Here is a 17,052-nt window from a genome sequence, read left to right as displayed (position 1 = left end):
GGAGACGACGACATGAGCGCGCAACGCACACGGCTCTACATCCACGAAGTCGCGACGCGCGACGGTTTCCAGAACGAAGCGGCATTCGTCGACACCGACGACAAGATCGCGCTCGTCGACGTGCTGAGCGCCTGCGGCTACGCGAAGATCGAGGTCACGTCGTTCACGTCGCCGAGGGCGATCCCCGCGTTGCGCGACGCCGAGGCGGTGATGCACGGCATCGCGCGCGCACCGGGTGTCGTCTACACGGTGCTCGTGCCGAACGTGCGCGGTGCCGAGCGCGCGCTGTCGTGCGGCGTCGACGAAGTGAACCTCGTGATGTCGACGAGCGAAAGCCACAACCGCGCGAACCTGCGGATGACGCGCGAACAATCGTTCGCGCAGCTGCGCGACGTGATCGACGCGGTACGCGGCACGGGTGTCGCCATCAACGTCTCGCTGTCGACCGCGATGGGCTGCCCGATGGAAGGGGACATCGCGGCCGAGGGCGTGCTCGCGTGGATGCAGCGTTTCGCCGATCTCGGCGTGCATGGCTTCACGCTGTGCGATACGACGGGCATGGCATTTCCGTCGCAAGTGCGGGAGCTGTCGGCACGTGCGCGCGAGCGCTTCGGCGCGCTGCAGCTCACGCTGCACTTCCACAACACACGCGGGATGGCGCTTGCGAACACGCTCGCGGCACTCGACGCCGGGATCGACCGCTTCGACGCATCGCTCGGCGGCCTCGGCGGCTGCCCGTACGCGCCGGGCGCGACCGGCAACGCGTGCACCGAGGAACTCGTGCACATGCTCGAACTCGACGGCTACGATACCGGCGTCGATCTCGCGGCCGTGCTGGCCGCGTCGGCGCGGCTGCCGGCGCTGATCGGCCATGACGTGCCGAGCCAGATCCTGAAGGCCGGGCGCCGCTCGGACCTTCATCCGCCGCCGCGCGCGGACGCCGGCGACATGCCCGCGCAACGCGCTTTCTCGTGAACGACCAACCGGAGCGAACCTCATGGCACTGATTGACCACCTCGACCATCTCGTGCTGACCTGCGTCGATCCCGACCGGACGACGCATTTCTACACCGAGGTGCTGCAGATGCAGCTCGAAACCTTCGGAGCCGGCCGGATCGCGTTCCGCTTCGGCAACCAGAAGATCAACCTGCACGTGCGCGGCGCGGAGTTCGAACCGAAAGCGCATGTGCCGGTGCCCGGCGCGCTCGACCTGTGCTTCATCGCGTCGGTGCCGCTCGACGACGCGATCGCGCACCTGAAGCGCGTCGAATGGCCGATCGTCGAAGGGCCCGTCGAACGCACGGGCGCGACGCGGAAGATCCGCTCGGTCTACGTGCGCGATCCCGACCTGAACCTGGTCGAAATCTCCGAGCTGATCTGACTCGATCCGACCGCCGGCGCACCGTCGGGCATCTCGTGCCATCGCGCATGCGGCCCGGATCGTACCGGTGCGGCCTCCTGCCGCGTCGATCTGCCGCCGAAAACGGACAGCCGGTTTCCGCGCTCGCCGATTCCGGATAGCCGGCCCGTGCCGCGCTGCGGATAATGCGTGCTTCGGCGACTTAGAAGCCGCCTTCGCACCGGACGCGACGCCTGCGTCCGCGCTTCCGCAACCCGACCCGAACGATTCCGATGACGATCCTCTATCGCGGCATGGACCGCGCGGCCCTCGACGCCGCCTATCTGAACACGAAGGTGGTACCCGATTTCCCGGCGCTGCTGGCGTCGATGCAGGCGCGCAGCGCGGCGCTCTATGACACGACGCGCGGCCGGCGCGACCTGCGTTACGGTGCGCAGCCCGCGCAGCGATTCGACTGGCTGTCGTGCGGTCGGCCCGATGCGCCGCTGTTCGTGTTCATTCACGGCGGCTACTGGCAACACTGCGCGAAAGAGGATTTCGCGTACGCGGCGAGCGGGCCGCTCGCACGCGGTTTCGACGTGATACTCGCCGAATACACGCTGGCGCCGGTCGCGACGATGACCGGCATCGTCGGCGAGATCGGTGCGCTGCTCGACTACCTGGCGAACGACCCCGACGCAATCGGTACCGCCGGCCGGCCGATCCACCTGGGCGGCCATTCGGCGGGCGGCCACCTGACGGCCGTGTACCGCGCGCATCCGGCCGTCGTGTCGGCGCTCGCGATCAGCCCGCTCGTCGATCTCGAACCGATCTCGCTGTGCGTCCTGAACGACAAGCTGCAGCTCAGCGCGCGCGAAGTGGACGCGTACAGCCCGTTGCGCCATGTCGGGCCCGGCGCACCGACGGTCGTTGCGGTCGGCGATGCCGAGCTGCCCGAACTCGTCCGGCAGGCACGCGACTATGCGACGGCATGCGAAGCGGCGGGCGAACGGATCGTCCACGTCGGGCTCCCCGGCATGCGGCACTTCGACGTGCTCGACGATCTCGCGAAGCCGGACGGTGCGATGCTCGCCGCGTTGCAGTCGATCGCGCCGCGCTAGGCGCCGTTTTGCGTCGTCGTGCACCGTGTCGCGAGGGGGCGGCCGGGCGTATGATCGGCGTCAGGCCGCCGCGCTGACGGCAAGCACCGGCCTGGCCTCCCCAGGACCCACGACATGGTGAACCCGCTTCATTTCGATCTGCAATCGCTGCGCGTGTTCGCGCTCGTCGCCGAGCACGGCAGCCTGACGAAAGCGGCCGAGCATGGCCAGCTCACGCTGTCCGCGGTCAGCAAGCGCATCGCCGAGCTCGAAAGCGTGACCGGCAGTGCGCTGTTCGTCCGGCATGCGCGCGGTGTCGAGCTGACGCCCGCGGGACGCGCGCTGCTCGACCATGCGGCGAAGGTGATCGAGCAGGTCAACCGGATGGCGCACGAGATGAGCGACTACGTCGCCGGCGTGCGTGGCCACATCCATGTGTGGACCAACACGTCCGCGATCGTCCAGTTCCTGCCCGCCGATCTCGCGGCGTTCCTCACCGACAATCCGGGTATCAAGGTCAGCCTCGAGGAGCGTTTGAGCCACGAGATCGTCGATGCGCTCGCGTCCGGCAAGGCCGATCTCGGCGTGTTCGCCGACAACGTGCCGGCCCCCGGTATCGAACGGCGGCTGTACCGCCGCGACGAACTCGTGCTGCTCGTGCCGCGCACGCACCGGTTCGCCGCGCGCGACAGCATCCGCTTCGCGGACACGCTCGACGAGGACTACGTCGGGCTCAGCGACGGCAGTTCGCTGCTCGCGCGGATGACCGACGCCGCGTTCGCGGTCGAGCGTTCGCTGAAGCTGCGGATCCAGGTATCGAATTTCGACGGCGTGAGCCGGATGATCGAGGCGGGGCTCGGGATCGGCATCCTGCCGCGCGACGCGGTGACCGGCGAGCGCGCGGCGCGGCTCGGGGTCGTGAAGCTCGACGATGCGTGGGCGACGCGCACGCTGTGGGTCGGCGTGAAGGCCGGAACCGTGCTGACGACCGATATCGCGAAGCTGTTCGATTTCATGTCGGCGCGTTGAGGCCGGCCTGCAAGCTGGCGGGAATGGTCGCGGTGCGGCTTCGGGGAAGGGCGATCGTCAGGGCGCATTCGGCTCGCCGTCGCGGGAAACCGATGCTGTTGCGGGAACCCATTCGTAGCAGCCGCGCCGGACCGACCGGCGGACGACCGCGAACAGCCGGCGCGTAGTACGGCCCGGATGCAGCCGACAGTCGCGAGCACGGCACGCGCGTTCCTGTCTGGCCCCGGCAACGCCCGCGCCTGCCGCACACGCCGGTGCCCGCACACGTCGCCGCCGCGAAGCGCATGCTTCGCCTTGTCGTCGCGGGTTCGTTCCTTGCACTATCGTTACGCCGTTCCCGCTCGTGTCGGCGATGACCGTCGGGCCGGACCAATTGCTGCCTGCTGGATGGGCGGTGTAACCGATCTCTCCGTTGAAGCCGCCCGGTTGAGCAGTCATTTTTCGCACTCGCCACAATATTCCCGCGCCTGAAACGTCTTCAGGAGCATGGAATCGCCACCCACTTCACGCACATGACCGACCCAGACCGCGACATCACCGCGATAGTGATGCGTGAACGAACGAGGCTGGTGAGCTTCATCCGGCGTCGGATTCGCGACCCGGACGATGCCGAGGACATCCTTCAGGACGTGTTTCACGAGTTCGTCCAGGCTTACCGGCTTCCGGCGCCCATCGAACAGGCGAGCGCGTGGCTGTTCCGCGCGGCGCGCAACCGTATCGTCGACCGCTTTCGCAAGAAGAAGGAGCAGCCGCTGGCCGATCTGTCCGAGGCCGACGACGACGCGGACAGCGAGTACCGGCTGGATCTCGTGCTGCCGGCGCACGATGCCGGCCCCGAAGCCGTGTACGCGCGCACGCTCCTGCTCGAAGCCTTGCAGGATGCGCTCGACGAACTGCCGGCGAATCAGCGCGAGGTGTTTATCGCGCACGAACTGGAGGGCCGCTCCTTCAAGGAGATGGCCACGCAAAGTGGCGTTGCGCTCAATACGCTGCTCGCGCGCAAACGCTATGCGGTCTTGCATCTGCGTGCACGGCTGCAGCTCATTCATGACGAACTGGACAATATCTAGGGTCTGTTTACATATGGAACGCACATGCGAATGCCCGAAATCGCCCGTCCCCCAAGGGGACTTCCTCCGGGGCGTAGGGCAAGAAGTGAGGAGCGCCGTTTGGCCGAGCCAAACGCCCCGCAGGAAGTCCCCTTGGGGGACAAGCGACGAGCGACGCCGCCATACGGGCGATTTCGGGCATTCCCGTGGAATGAATTTTTTAATTAGGGGTTGCCACGAGAACGGCCGCTCGCCGCGTTGCGCTCCTTGCGAATACGTCAGTATTCGCGGCGTCACGCGCCTCGCGAGCGGCCGTTCTCGTGGCAACGCATGTGCGTTCCATATGTAAACAGACCCTAGAGGAGTCGACAAATGAATTTTCGAATCAGATGCGCGGGCAAGGCGGTGCTCGTCTTGATCGCCATAGGCGTGCTCGGATGGGTCGTCATGATGTTGTGGAACTGGGTGATGCCGGCGCTGTTCGTCGGTGCCCGCACGATCGATTTCGCCCGGGCGCTGGGCCTGCTCGTGTTGAGCCGCATCCTGTTCGGCGGCTTCCGCGGACACCACGGCTGGCGCGGCCGGCGCCACTGGCGCAAGTGGGAATCGATGACGCCCGAGGAACGCGAGCATTTCCGCAACGCGTGGCGCTCCGGCGGCGACCGGCCCACGGGAGCGTGAACGTGCGCGAAAAATCCACGGGCGACTGCAAACAGCAACCGGGCGTGATCGCGCCGATCGTCGATCTGAAACGTTGCGAAGGCAAAGCGGATTGCGTCGCGGTTTGCCCTGAAAACGTGTTCGAGGTCAGACGCATCGACCCGGCCGATTACGTCGGCCTCGGCCTGATGCATCGCCTGAAGCTGCGCGTGCACGGCATGAAAGTCGCCTACACGCCGAACGCGCATGCGTGCCGGTCATGCGGACTGTGTGTGACCGCGTGCCCCGAGCGCGCCATCACGCTCGCCCGAATCGCATGACAACCTCCGCGTGTCGCCGATATCGAGCGGCCGCGCCGAAACCGTGGCGCAAGAGGCGCGCCCGGATACATCGTCGACGTGATCAATCTCGTCAAGGAACGCACATGGCTTCATCCACCGCCGTTCTTCTGCGACGGCTCCACGAAGAGAGCCGGACCGAAATCATCGCCCGCGCCCGCGCGCAGTTCCCGGGATCGAACGAGGAGCTTCTGTCGTTGGCAGAGGAATACGAAGCGATCGCCCCCCGTCTGCGGGGGCGGTTTCTCGAAACGTTCGGGCTGTTCACCGACGACTTCGACTCCCCGGAAGGCAGCCGGCTATCGTTGGCCGTGTCGCCGGAAACGGGCGGGTTCTTGCGCAACATGGTGCTCTCGCAACGGCCGGCCCGCATCCTCGAACTCGGCAGCTCATGCGGCGTGTCCACGCTGTATTTCGCCGACGCACTGCGCACGTTGGGCCGTGGCGTGGTCGTCGCGACCGAACGCGACCCGCTCAAGTGCGCCCGATTGCGCGATCACGTCGGCACGGCGGGCCTGGATGCCCATGTCGACATCCGGGAGGGCGACGTATTCGAGACCGTTGCCGAACTGCACGGCCACTTCGACATGGTATTCATCGACGTCTGGGCCGACGCCTACCTGAAGTTGTTCACGCAGATCGAGCGCCTGCTGCGCCCGGGGTCGATCGTCCTGGCCGACAACATGTACACGGCCGAGGACGCCGTTCGACCGTACAAGCACTATCTCGATGGCGATCCGCGCTTCTCGACCACGACACTGGATTTTGAATCCGGGATCGAATTCACGGTCGTCGTTTCCCGAGCGGACATGGCATCGCAGGGCGCTTGCCGAGACGGCGCGCAGTGAAGGGCAGAACCATCGATCGCCGGGCATCTCGCTTCGGATTTCGCGTGGCAGCGGTCGACGCATACGAGCGTTACGTGACCGTAACCGTATGCGGAAAACACGACCGCCTGCCGTGGGCCGCCGGGCGACCGATACCCCGGCCATCGGCGAAGCATCAGGAACGACGCGTAAACGCGTTCCCGCGCCCCGCATCGACACGCGCTCAAACCGGATTGATCTCGTCCTGGCTGCGCCGCGTCGTCAGCGGCCCGAGCACGCGCAGCGTGACGGCGACAATGCCGAGCGCAACCGAGATCACGCCAAACATCGCGCCCGCGCCGTAACCGCCGAGCACCGGCAGCAACACGAACGGCAGCGCACCGCTGACGATGCGCGACAGCGCATAGGTACTGCCGATCGCCGTCGAACGCACGCGCGCCGGAAAGATCTCCGCCTGGTACACGTGGTACGCGTTGCTGAACACGTTCGACGCGCAGGTCGTCAGGAACCCGAAGCCGACGATCAGCACGGTTTGGCCCGAGTACGCGAAACACAGCCCGAACACCGCGATCGACAGGATCGACGCGATCACGAGCGTGCGGCGCTCGATCCAGTTGAGCAGCGGAATCGACAGCAGCGAGCCGACCGGATAGCCGATGAACGACAGCGCGATGAACAGCGTACTGTCCGTCACGTCGAAGCCGCGGCTCTTCACGACCGTGCCGGCCAGCGTGCCGAAGCCGTAATAACCGAAGCCCTGGAACAGATGAAAGATCGCGAGCATCAGGTAGCGCGCGCCGTACGGTTCGCGCCGCAGCAGCGCGATACGCTCGCCGAGCCCGAGCGGCCGTTGCGGCTCGACCGGTTCCGCGAATTGCTCGGGCACGCGCACGCCGGTGCCCTCCGCGAAGCGCCGCAATGCCGCGTACGCATCGGCGGTGCGGCCCTGTGCGAGCAACCAGCGCGGGCTTTCCGGCAGCCGGTGCTGGACGAACAGCACGTACACCGCGCCGAGGCTGCCGATCGCGAGGATGATGCGCCAGCCGGCCACGCCGCCCACGTGCAGCGGATTCAGCCACAGCGCGAGGAAACCGACGAGCGGCACCGCCACATAGGAAGTCGTATAGGCCCATGCGGCGAGCCGCCCGCGCTTTTCCTTCGGCAGGATCTCGGACAGGAAGCTGTCGGCAACCGGATAGATCGCGCCGACGCCGATGCCGGTCAGGAACCGGCACGCGACGAGCATGTCGGCGTTCACGGAAAACGCGCCGACCAGCGAGAACGCGCTGTACCACGTGAGCGTCAGCAGGAAGGCCTTGCGCCGGCCGATGCGGTCGGCGAGGCTGCCGAGGCACATCGCGCCGACGAACATGCCGATGAACGCCGATGCCAGCAGCAGCTTGAAATCGGTGCTCTGCCGGCTCAGCCCGTATTCGTTCTTCAACGCGGAACCGATCGTGCTGACGAGGAAGATCTCGTACATGTCGAAAAACAGCCCGATGCCGATCACCCAGACGACGAACCGGTGCAATGCGCCGACCGGCAGGTCGTCCATGAAATCGCCGAGCGTGACGCGGCGGGCGGGGAGGGCCGACCCGGCGGCGCCAGTGCCGGCGGCGGCCGCAGGTCGTGCGGGCGCGGGTTCGCCCGTGTTGCCGCCGAGATCGAGGGAATGGCTGTTCATCGTGTCTCCTGATTATCGGTACGCCGTGGCGCGGGGCCCGGCCGTTCGCGACCGGCGCGATGCATCCGGTCACACGACGTGGCGGCAGGCACCGCAAGCCCGTTGAAAGGGCCGGACAGGCGGGCTGTACCGATCGTCCGGCACATGGTGGGCAAATCCGCGGCACGTGATAATTGCGGATGTTTCAAGCGTCCTTTCCCGCGCAGAAAGGGTGCGGAACACGCGGCAGCCGGCATCCGTGCGAGTGGCCCGTGCAGCCTGCCTGGCGTGCGGTCGTGCACCGGAATCGCCGGCGCGCTCACACAACCGGCTGGCCGAGAAAACCATGAGGCCCGTCGCGCGACTGCCGGCGAAACAACCGCCGGCAGCCGGGCCGTCATGGTCAGTCGGCCGGCACGAACGCCGCCCCGTGAAACACGCGCACGGGGTTGCCGCGCTCGAGCGCAAAGTGCTGCATCCGCCGCTGCCGACGCGCGTCGGACGCGTGACGGTCGGCTTCCTGCTGCAGTCGAACCTGCAGCAACTGCAGCGCGAGGCGCTTGTTCGCGTGCTGGCTGCGCTCGCTTTCCACGCGCACCGAAAGGCCGGTCGCGACATGGGTCGCACGAATCGCCGAGCTCGTCTTGTTCACGTGCTGGCCGCCCGGCCCGCGTGCGCGCATCGCTTCGAACCGCACGTCGCCGTCCGGCAGCGGCTGCGCGTCGGCGCAGCGCGTGACACCGATGAACCAGTTCTTGCGCGGATGGCGCAACCGGTACGGGCTCGCGCAGATCCATTGCAGCGTGCCCGTCCAGCGGTCCGCCAGCGCCTGCGCGCCGGCACCGTCGAGATCGAGCAGCGCCGAGCGCAGCGTGCCGGGCCGTTCACCCGGCTGCACATCGAGCACCGTGACGACGACGCGCTGCGCATCGGCTTCCGCCTGCAGGCGCCGCAACGCATTGGCCGCGGCGAGCTGGCACTCCAGCGGCCCGTGCGCGGAAGAAATCTGCATCAGCATCGGCCTGCCTCCCCGGACGTCTTGTAGGTCAGCACCGGCGCGAGCCGCGCGAGCTTGCGCAGCAGGCCGGCCGCCTCGAGCGCGTCGACGACGCTGTCGATCGGCTTGTAGGCCTGCGGCGCTTCCTCGTACAGCAGTTCGCGGTCTTCGCAGACGACGTGGCTGCCGAGCGGCGTACGCGTGAGCTGCGACGGCGTGAAGCGCCGTTCGAGACGCCCCTTGCAATCGCCGCGCGCCCACTTGCGGCCCGCGCCGTGTGCAAGCGACGCGAGGCTGGCCGCATCGTCGGGCCGCACGGGGGCGACGAGATAGCTGTAGTCGCCGCGCGACCCGGGAATCACGACCGGCCCCGCATCGGCCGGCGTCGCGCCTTTGCGATGCAGCCAGCCGGGCTCGCCGTCGACGCGCGCACGGCTCACCAGGTTGTGGTTCACGTCGAGCACGCACCGGCCGTCGCTGCGCCAGCGCGCCAGCATGCGCCGCGCGATCAGGTCGCGATTCGCGATCGCGTAGCGCAACGCCGCGTCGTGGCGCGCAAGGTATGCTGTGCATGCGGTATCCGTGTCGTCGAGCCCGTTGTAGCCGTGCTCGCGCATGTGCTGTTCGAGGATCGACTGGCCGAAACCGCGCGACCCGCTGTGCACGAGCAGCAGCAGGCGCTCGTGATCGAGGCCGAGTGCGTGGACGGCATCGGCGTCGTACACCGCGTCGATCCGCTGCGCTTCCGCGAAATGATTGCCGCTGCCGATCGTGCCGAGCGATGCCGCGAACGCGTGATCCGCGAACCCGGCGGCCGCGATGAGCGGCTGCCAGCTTGCATCGGGCGTGGCGTCGATCGAGCCGAGCCGGCTCGCGAGCTTCGACGCGCTGACGCGCCGCGCATCGAGCGCGGTTTGCCACAGCGCCATTCCGCAGCCGATATCGCCGCCGATCAGCGCCGGGAACAGCCGGCCCGTCGAGAAGAACGCCGCGCCGACCGGGTAGCCGCGTCCGGGGTGAAGATCGGGCATGCCGGCGACACGCCGCATGCCGGGGAGGGTGGCAGCGTGTTCGAGCTGCCGGATGGCCTCACCTTCGATCCAGGTGGTGGCGCAAGCGCACAAGGTGACGCGCTCGCCCAGGTATTGCATGGAATTGCCCATGGAGGTTTCCGTTCGATGAAAAGGTAGAACGGCGGGCCATGGCGCAGGCAGCGCTCGAATGCGCTGCCCGGCATCGGAAGTCGGGAAGAGGGCGGCACGACTGGATCGGAACGACCCGGCTCATCGCCGTGACGGCGATACGGTGTGCTGCTGCGTGGCGTGAACGATGAAACGGACGGACGCGAAAAACCCGGACTACGACCCGCGACGGGAGGAGCGTTGGCGTGACGTCATGATGTTCTTCTCCTTGCGAGTGAGGGGTTGATCGGAATGGCGGCGACTCTAGCATGCACGCAGCGGGCGCAGCAAGCGGGCAGCACGGCGCTGCCCATCGAATCGTCGCCCGATGTGGCGAAAAACACACATATAGATATCCTGACAATGTGCGTGCCGACGGCGCGTGCGGCACGCCACAGCAGGTTTTCGACGCATGCAGGCGGCCGCATCAGCGGGTTCCGACAGCGCTTGACAGTGCAAAAGCCGTTTCGTAGCATCCGCCTGCTTCATCCCTGAACCCTCATCGAACCGGTGATCCAAGTGCCCGCAAACATTCGTCCCTTCGCCTGATACGCCGACGACTGCCGTCCCGGCCGCGTGTCGTCCTGCCCGTTTCCGCCTGCCTCGTGGCGCTGGAACGTCGACTGCAGGAACGCGCCCGGACAAGCACTGACACCGCAACGCACACCAGACCGTTCGTTCACGTCGTCGGCTTTTTCCCCTGTTTCCGGAGAAAGACCATGACGCTGGATTTTCGCGCATACGCGCAATCGCTCGACCTCGCTCGTTACCCGCGCACGCCGCATCTCGAAGGCTCGCGCCTGCAGGACGGCGACGAAGGTCGCGAACACGTTCCCTATCGCACCCTCGCGGGCGCACACATCGTCGTCGAGGAAAAACTCGACGGCGCGAACACGGGCATCAGCTTCGGCCCGGCGGGCGAACTGCTGCTGCAGTCGCGCGGCCACTATCTGGCCGGCGGCGGCCGCGAGCGGCAGTTCGGTTTCGTGAAGACGTGGGCCGCCGCCCATGCAGGCTGGCTGCTCGACCGCCTCGGCGATCGCTACGTGATGTACGGCGAGACGATGAGCAAGAAGCACGCGGTGTTCTACGACGCGCTGCCGCATCACTTCTTCGAATTCGACGTGTTCGACCGCACGACGGGCCGTTTCCTGTCGACGGGCGCGCGTCGTGCGCTGCTTGCCGACGGGCCCGTGCTGTCGGTGCCCGTGCTGTACGAAGGCATCGCCCCGGCGCGGCTCGCCGACCTGAAGGCCCTGCTCGGCCCGTCGCTCGCGAAGACGCCGGACTGGCGTCGCGCGTTCGAGGAAACGGTGCGGCGGCAGGGGCTCGACCTCGCGCGCGCATGGCAGCAGTGCGACAAGTCGGCCTGCGCGGAAGGGCTCTACGTGAAGGTCGAGACGGACGACACGACGACCGCGCGCCTGAAGTGGGTCCGCCACGATTTCGTGCAGGCGATTCTCGAATCGGCGCGCCATCACTCGGAGCAGCCGTTCATCCCGAACCTGCTCGCGCCGGATGTCGACCTGTATGCGCCGCGCCCGACGGTCACGTGGCGATCGATCGCCACCACGCGCGCGCACCCATGAATGCGGAACGGCCGTGCACCGTTTCGAGAGGAGTCTTGATCATGAATTACGAACAACTGCAGGCACTCGTGCCCGCGCCCGGCCGGCAGCCGGACTATCGCGCGTGCCTCGCGGCGTTTCCCGCGCTCGAACAGGCGAAGACGACACCGCAGGAGCCGGCGCATCACGGCGAAGGCGACGTGTGGACGCATACGACGATGGTGATCGATGCGCTGCTCGCGTTGCCCGGTTATCAGGCCGCGTCGCGCGACGACCAGGAAATCGTGTTCCTGGCCGCGCTGCTGCACGACATCGCGAAGTACCGCACGACGGTCGTCGATCCCGTTACCGGCGCGATCGGCCATCCCGGCCACTCGCGCAAGGGGGCGATCGATGCGCGTATCGCGCTGTGGGATGCCGGCGTGCCGTTCGCGGTGCGCGAGGCGATCTGCCGGATGATCGCCGTGCACCAGGTGCCGTTTTTCGCGATGAGCGGGTCGCGCCGCGGCACGCCCGAGTTCATCGCGCGCGAACTGTCGTGGCAGGTGAGCCTGCCGCTGCTGTGCCTGCTCGCCGAAGCCGATATGCGCGGGCGCATCTGCAGCGATACGCAGCGCGTGCTCGACAACATCGAACTGTTGCGCGAACTGGCGCGGGAAGAGGGGTGTTATGGCCAGCCGCGCGCGTTCGCCGACGCGCACACCGCGCTCAGCTACTTTCGCGGCGCGGACGTGCATCCCGACTATCCGCTGTTCCGCACGCCGGGCTCGCGGGTCGTCGTGATGTCGGGCCTGCCCGCGTCGGGCAAGAACACGTGGGTCGCGCAGCATCATCCGGAGCTGCCCGTCGTGTCGTTCGACGATGCACGCGACGCATTGGGGCTGCGCCATGGCCAGAACGAGGGCGCCGTCGCGCACCGTGCGGTCGACGCCGCGAAAGCGCTGTTGCGGGAGAAGCGACCGTTCGTGTGGAACGCGACGAACCTGTCGCCGCTGATGCGCAAGAAGACGCTCGACCTGCTGTTCGCGTACGGCGCCGACGTGACGCTCGTCTATCTCGAGCGGCCGCGCGCGGAGCTGTTGCGCCGCAACGCGCGGCGCGACACGTCGCTGACGAACCGCGCGCTCGAGGCGATGCTGCCGCGCTGGGATCCGCCGCTGCCCACCGAAGCGCACGCGGTGCGGTACGAAATCTGATGCAGCAATGTCGCGACAAATGTCACCGCACGAGCCGGTACACCGCCCGTCATGGCGGCATACCGGCTCGCATCATTTCAGCGCGGGATTCTGCTGCGTCGCACACGCGCGCAACGCTGTGACGAGATCGGGCTGGCCGAGCTTCTCGAACAGGTCGGCCATTTCCATCTGCGCGACCGGATCGCCTTCGCGCGCCGCGCGCCAGCGCAGCGACGCGATCATCCCGCTCATGCCTTCGCCGGGCGTTTCGCCGTCGTAGCCCGACATCGCCTGCAAGACGTCCGCGAGCTTGTTGTAGCCGGCCGGCACGTGATGAACGAGCAGCCACGCAATCGCCGGCTGCGCGCCTTCCCAATCCTCGTCGTCGAGCGAACTGCTCACGAGGCGCGCGGCCGCGCGCCACGAACCGAGCGATGCGGCTTTCGCGTAGGCCTTGTCGGCGTCGCGGCCGCGCGACGACGGCGCCGCGTCGAACGCGGCCTGCGCTTCGGCCGACGGCGGCGGCAGCGCGAGCTTCGTGCAGCTGAACGCACCGGCATCCGGTGCGTTGCCGGGCTGGCCGGCCCAGCGCGCCTGGTCCTTCAGCGCGCGATCGAGCGTGGGCCGCACGTCGCTTTCCTTCATCGACGCGAACACCCAGTCGGTACGGACATGGCGCGCGGCGTCCCAGTCGCTTTCGGCGGCGGCATGTTGCGCGAACGCGAGGCAGGCCGCCACGCAGCCGATGCGGAACAGGTTTCGGACAGGAGATTTCATCGCCGATCGCACCTCAACTCGCCACGATGATGAAGGTGGTGAGCGCGATCGGAAACAGCGCGAGGCCGAGCAGGCCCAACGCGCCATCGGCCGCCATCGCGATCGGCGACAAGGCCAGCTTCGCGCCGCGGCCGACAGCCGTCAGCTTGTCCGTCACCGTGACCTCGTACGGACGATTGAACGCCTGCGGAACCGACGAAGACGTGACATCGTTCGGCAGATAGCGCTTGCCGCTGATCCTGCCTTCCGACTCCAGATAGGCACCGTCCTTCTTGAAACCGTCTGCGAGCGCACGCTCGCGCACGTCGGAGCCGGTCGGCGCATCCGCGTAGTCCAGCCGCATCGTGTATTGACCGGTGATCGCGTCGCCGTGCGCCTCGAAATCGCTGAACCCCGTGTGAATCTTGGGGCGATAGGGGGCGTTGAGCACCGTCGCAAGGCTCGGCGGCATCTCGAAGATGTAGTGATACTTCTTGCCGAGCACGACGAGCTGTTTGCCGTCCGCGGTAATCAGGAACGTCGACAAGGTTTCGTCGTATTTCGAATCGCTCATCCACGCCTTGGTGACGGGACCGAAATTGGAGCAGCCGACAAGCATGCCGGACGCCGCCACGGCGGGCAGCGCGAGAAATGTTCTTCTTTTCATGAGTGCTGGTGGGTTGTGGTTCGTTATTCAGCGGTACCGCTTGAATGTCGGACGCCGCGTTCGATGAACGCGGCGCCCTGACGGCCGTTCGTGCGGTTTCTGCGCCTGCGCATTGTAGGGCCAAAGCGGCAAGTGCAGTGTCCCCGGAGCCGGGCATCGCACCGGTGTGCGGTAGACTGCTCGCTCGCTTGCCCGCCGCCCATTACACGGCCGTTCGCACCCGGCCCGCTCAAACCATGGATCGAATCGACGCGATGAAGGTGTTCGTCGCCACGCTGGACGAAGGCAGCCTCGCGGGCGCGGGTCGCAAGCTCGGCCGGTCGCCGGCGGCGGTCAGCCGCGCGATCGCGTTTCTCGAAGCGCACACGGGCACCGCGCTGCTGTACCGCACGACCCGGACGATCCGGCTCAGCGAAGCCGGCGAACGCTACGCCGCCGCGTGCCGCCGCATCCTGTCCGACCTCGAGGAAGCCGACATGCTGGTCGCCGACGAACGCTCGGCGCCGCGCGGCATGCTGACCGTCACCGCGCCGGTCGCCGCGGGCGAGGACGTGCTGCGCGCGCTGCTCGACGAATTCATCGAACGCCATCCCGCCGTGTCGATCCGCCTGCAGTTGCTCGACCGTCCCGTCAGCCTGATCGACGAAGGCATGGACGTCGCGCTGCGAATCGCGCACCTGAGCGATTCGACGCTGGTCGCGATTCCGGTCGGCGCGGTGCGGCGGGTCGTCGTGGCGTCGCCCGATTACCTGGCCAGACATCCTGCCATCGAGACGCCGGCCGATCTCGCCCGGCACCGGATCATCTCGATGACGCATTTCGGCCTCGATTCGTGGAGCTTCCCGCCGTCCGCGCCGGCGGCGCTGCCGCAGGTCGTCCAGTTCGCGCCGCGCTTCATCATCAACACGGTCCGCGGCGCGGTCGCGTCGGCCGTCGCCGGCCATGGCGTCACGCGGCTCTTTTCCTATCACGTCGCCGAACCGGTGCGGGACGGCACGCTGCGGATCGTGCTGCGCGACAGCGAACACGCGCCGTTGCCGATCCATCTCGTCACACCTTACGGGCGCCTTTCCGTACCGAAGGTGCGTGCGTTCGTCGATTTCGCGGCGCCGCGCCTGCGCGAGCACTTCGCGCGGCTGGCGGCCATCACCGACGGCGATTGAACCGGGATGCGGAAGAATGGCTTTCGAGTGACGGCGATTCACTCGGCAATCGGCTCAATCTAGACTTCCTTCAACCCACGGACGCGCAGGGCGCCCGTTCAGCGAATGGAGGTCAACATGGATCGAGCGCTTTCCAGCCGGCCCCGCGCCGGTGCGTTCGGCGCGCGCCGCGCCGGGTCCGGCATCGGCATGGCGCGTTTCGCCTTCCTGCCGTTGCCGGCGAATATCGTCGCGCAAGGGTTTGCCGCACCGATGACCGCGACGGCGAGGGCGCAATGAGCACGATCTCGCAGGCCCCCGCCGCGGCACGGGCCGAACGGCCCGCCGCCGGCTACGCCGAACGCAACGCGCGCTACTGGCGGCGCAATCTCGCCGTCTGCGTGTTCGGGTCGTTCACGACGCTCGTCAGCCTGAGCATGCTGCTGCCGTTCCTGCCGCTGTACGTGCGGCAACTCGGCGTCGACGCGCAGTCGGCCGTGATCCAGTGGTCGGGCGTCGCGTTCGGCGCGACGTTTCTCGGCACGGCCGTCACCGCGCCGCTGTGGGGCCGGCTCGCGGACCGCTTCGGCCGCAAGCCGATGCTCGTGCGCGCGGCGATCGGCATGGCGATCGTGATGTCGCTGATCGGCGTCGCGCACAACGTGGTCGAACTCGTCGTACTGCGGCTGCTCGCGGGGCTCGTCGGCGGTTACGCGTCGGCATCGACCGTGATGGTCGGCACGCAGGCACCGCGCGAACGCGCGGGCTGGGCGCTCGGCATCCTGTCGACCGGCGCGCTCGCGGGCAACCTGGTCGGGCCGCTCGTCGGCGGGCTGCTGCCGGGCTGGCTCGGCATTCGCGGCACGTTCTTCGCCGGTGGCGCGATGATCGCCGTCGCCGCGCTGCTGACGATCTTCGTCGTGAAGGAGGATTTCCACGCGGGCACCGACGCGAAACCGCGCACCGCGAGCGCGACGGCCGGCACGTCGCGCGGCACGGATCGTGCGGCGGTGGCCGCGCTGCTGGTGACGGCGATGATGGTGCTGCTCGCGAACATGTCGATCGAGCCGATCATCACCGTCTATATCGGCGGCCTCGGCGTCGGCGGCGATCATCTCGCGCGTGTCGCCGGCGTCGTGATGGCGTGCTCGGCGCTCGGCAGCATGCTGACCGCCGCCCGGCTCGGCGCGCTGGCCGACCGGATCGGCAGCTGGAACGTGATCATCGGCTGCCTGTTGCTGACCGCGCTCGCGATGGTGCCGCAGGCGTTCGTCACGCACTGGTGGCAGCTTGCCGCACTGCGTGCGCTGATGGGCATGACCCTCGCGGGGTTGCTGCCGTCGATCGGCAAGCTCGTGCGGCAATCGGTCGACGAGCGCGCGACCGGGCAGATGCTCGGTTACCTGCAGTCCGCCCAGTTCAGCGGGCAGGTGATCGGCCCGGTGATCGGCGGGCAGATCGGCGTCGCGCTCGGGCTGCATTCGGTGTTCTTCGTGACGGGTGCGCTGCTGGCGGCTTGCGCGGGGCTCGCGCATTGGGCGCGCGGCCGATAGCCGTTGGC

At 67.7% G+C, this 17,052-nt stretch carries 19 protein-coding genes; 13 read left to right on the top strand and 6 right to left on the bottom strand.

All coding sequences use genetic code 11. The features are described 5' to 3' along the window. Window positions 1-12 precede the first annotated feature (12 nt). The 4 genes from L810_RS17540 (at window position 13) to L810_RS17525 (ending at window position 3,468) form a co-directional block, all read left to right on the top strand. Complete coding sequence (locus L810_RS17540; protein WP_021159621.1) at window positions 13-975, top strand: hydroxymethylglutaryl-CoA lyase; 963 nt, start codon at window positions 13-15, stop codon at window positions 973-975. Between the two features lie 22 nt (window positions 976-997). Continuing rightward, window positions 998-1,381: a VOC family protein gene (locus L810_RS17535; RefSeq protein ID WP_021159620.1), complete on the top strand. Its 384-nt coding sequence runs from the start codon at window positions 998-1,000 to the stop codon at window positions 1,379-1,381. A 251-nt stretch (window positions 1,382-1,632) separates the two neighbouring features. Next, complete coding sequence (locus L810_RS17530) at window positions 1,633-2,460, top strand: alpha/beta hydrolase (protein WP_021159619.1); 828 nt, start codon at window positions 1,633-1,635, stop codon at window positions 2,458-2,460. A 114-nt stretch (window positions 2,461-2,574) separates the two neighbouring features. Continuing rightward, entirely contained in the window at window positions 2,575-3,468 is an 894-nt protein-coding gene (locus L810_RS17525) for a LysR family transcriptional regulator (RefSeq protein WP_021159618.1), read from the top strand. A 434-nt stretch (window positions 3,469-3,902) separates the two neighbouring features. Here L810_RS17525 and L810_RS49105 read toward each other — a convergent pair whose 3' ends face one another. Beyond that, window positions 3,903-4,106 carry a hypothetical protein gene (locus L810_RS49105; protein ID WP_225740414.1) on the bottom strand — a complete coding sequence of 68 codons (204 nt, stop codon included), beginning with the start codon at window positions 4,104-4,106 and terminating at the stop codon, window positions 3,903-3,905. On the opposite strand from L810_RS49105, the gene L810_RS17520 reads away from it, so the two are divergent. The 4 genes from L810_RS17520 (at window position 4,017) to L810_RS17505 (ending at window position 6,363) form a co-directional block, all read left to right on the top strand. Beyond that, complete coding sequence (locus L810_RS17520; RefSeq protein ID WP_257008902.1) at window positions 4,017-4,538, top strand: RNA polymerase sigma factor; 522 nt, start codon at window positions 4,017-4,019, stop codon at window positions 4,536-4,538. The genes L810_RS49105 and L810_RS17520 overlap by 90 nt on opposite strands. A 351-nt stretch (window positions 4,539-4,889) precedes the next feature. Then, entirely contained in the window at window positions 4,890-5,198 is a 309-nt protein-coding gene (locus L810_RS17515; RefSeq protein ID WP_021159616.1) for a hypothetical protein, read from the top strand. Window positions 5,199-5,200: 2 nt separating this feature from the next. Next, a complete protein-coding gene (locus tag L810_RS17510; protein ID WP_021159615.1) occupies window positions 5,201-5,497 on the top strand; it encodes a 4Fe-4S dicluster domain-containing protein in 297 nt (98 codons plus the stop codon). 104 nt (window positions 5,498-5,601) lie between these two features. Next, a complete protein-coding gene (locus tag L810_RS17505) occupies window positions 5,602-6,363 on the top strand; it encodes an O-methyltransferase (RefSeq protein ID WP_021159614.1) in 762 nt (253 codons plus the stop codon). Window positions 6,364-6,565: 202 nt separating this feature from the next. Here the strand turns inward: L810_RS17505 and L810_RS17500 are convergent, their stop codons facing one another. From L810_RS17500 to L810_RS17490, 3 genes are all read right to left on the bottom strand, one after another. Continuing rightward, complete coding sequence (locus L810_RS17500; RefSeq protein ID WP_021159613.1) at window positions 6,566-8,026, bottom strand: MFS transporter; 1,461 nt, start codon at window positions 8,024-8,026, stop codon at window positions 6,566-6,568. Between the two features lie 382 nt (window positions 8,027-8,408). Then, a complete protein-coding gene (prfH, locus tag L810_RS17495; protein WP_021159612.1) occupies window positions 8,409-9,023 on the bottom strand; it encodes a peptide chain release factor H in 615 nt (204 codons plus the stop codon). Then, window positions 9,017-10,165 (bottom strand): RNA ligase RtcB family protein, encoded by a 1,149-nt coding sequence (locus tag L810_RS17490; RefSeq protein ID WP_021159611.1) that lies wholly within the window; start codon window positions 10,163-10,165, stop codon window positions 9,017-9,019. Before L810_RS17490 ends, prfH begins: the two co-directional genes overlap by 7 nt. A 737-nt stretch (window positions 10,166-10,902) precedes the next feature. Here L810_RS17490 and L810_RS17485 point away from each other — a divergent pair. Continuing rightward, a complete protein-coding gene (locus L810_RS17485; RefSeq protein WP_021159610.1) occupies window positions 10,903-11,772 on the top strand; it encodes an RNA ligase family protein in 870 nt (289 codons plus the stop codon). A 41-nt stretch (window positions 11,773-11,813) separates the two neighbouring features. Further along, window positions 11,814-12,947 carry an AAA family ATPase gene (locus tag L810_RS17480; RefSeq protein WP_021159609.1) on the top strand — a complete coding sequence of 378 codons (1,134 nt, stop codon included), beginning with the start codon at window positions 11,814-11,816 and terminating at the stop codon, window positions 12,945-12,947. 72 nt (window positions 12,948-13,019) lie between these two features. Here L810_RS17480 and L810_RS17475 read toward each other — a convergent pair whose 3' ends face one another. Together L810_RS17475 and L810_RS17470 are read right to left on the bottom strand one after the other, a co-directional pair. Next, entirely contained in the window at window positions 13,020-13,703 is a 684-nt protein-coding gene (locus L810_RS17475; RefSeq protein WP_021159607.1) for a hypothetical protein, read from the bottom strand. 13 nt (window positions 13,704-13,716) lie between these two features. After that, the gene (locus L810_RS17470) at window positions 13,717-14,349 is read right to left on the bottom strand and encodes a hypothetical protein (RefSeq protein ID WP_021159606.1); all 633 of its coding nucleotides are present in this window, start codon (window positions 14,347-14,349) and stop codon (window positions 13,717-13,719) included. 236 nt (window positions 14,350-14,585) lie between these two features. On the opposite strand from L810_RS17470, the gene L810_RS17465 reads away from it, so the two are divergent. From L810_RS17465 to L810_RS17460, 3 genes are all read left to right on the top strand, one after another. Beyond that, on the top strand, window positions 14,586-15,512 hold the full coding sequence (locus tag L810_RS17465; RefSeq protein WP_021159605.1) for a LysR family transcriptional regulator: 927 nt from the start codon (window positions 14,586-14,588) through the stop codon (window positions 15,510-15,512). Between the two features lie 117 nt (window positions 15,513-15,629). Further along, a complete protein-coding gene (locus tag L810_RS47300; RefSeq protein ID WP_021159604.1) occupies window positions 15,630-15,791 on the top strand; it encodes a hypothetical protein in 162 nt (53 codons plus the stop codon). Next, window positions 15,788-17,044, top strand: coding sequence for an MFS transporter (locus L810_RS17460; protein WP_021159603.1), 1,257 nt, complete (start codon window positions 15,788-15,790; stop codon window positions 17,042-17,044). Before L810_RS47300 ends, L810_RS17460 begins: the two co-directional genes overlap by 4 nt. Window positions 17,045-17,052: the final 8 nt, after the last annotated feature.

The sequence above is a fragment of the Burkholderia sp. AU4i genome (assembly GCF_000466765.1).
In the GTDB taxonomy this organism is placed as follows: Bacteria; Pseudomonadota; Gammaproteobacteria; order Burkholderiales; family Burkholderiaceae; genus Burkholderia; species Burkholderia cepacia.
Note: the sequence above shows the minus strand (reverse complement) of the source record. Positions and strands in the feature narration are given on the sequence as shown.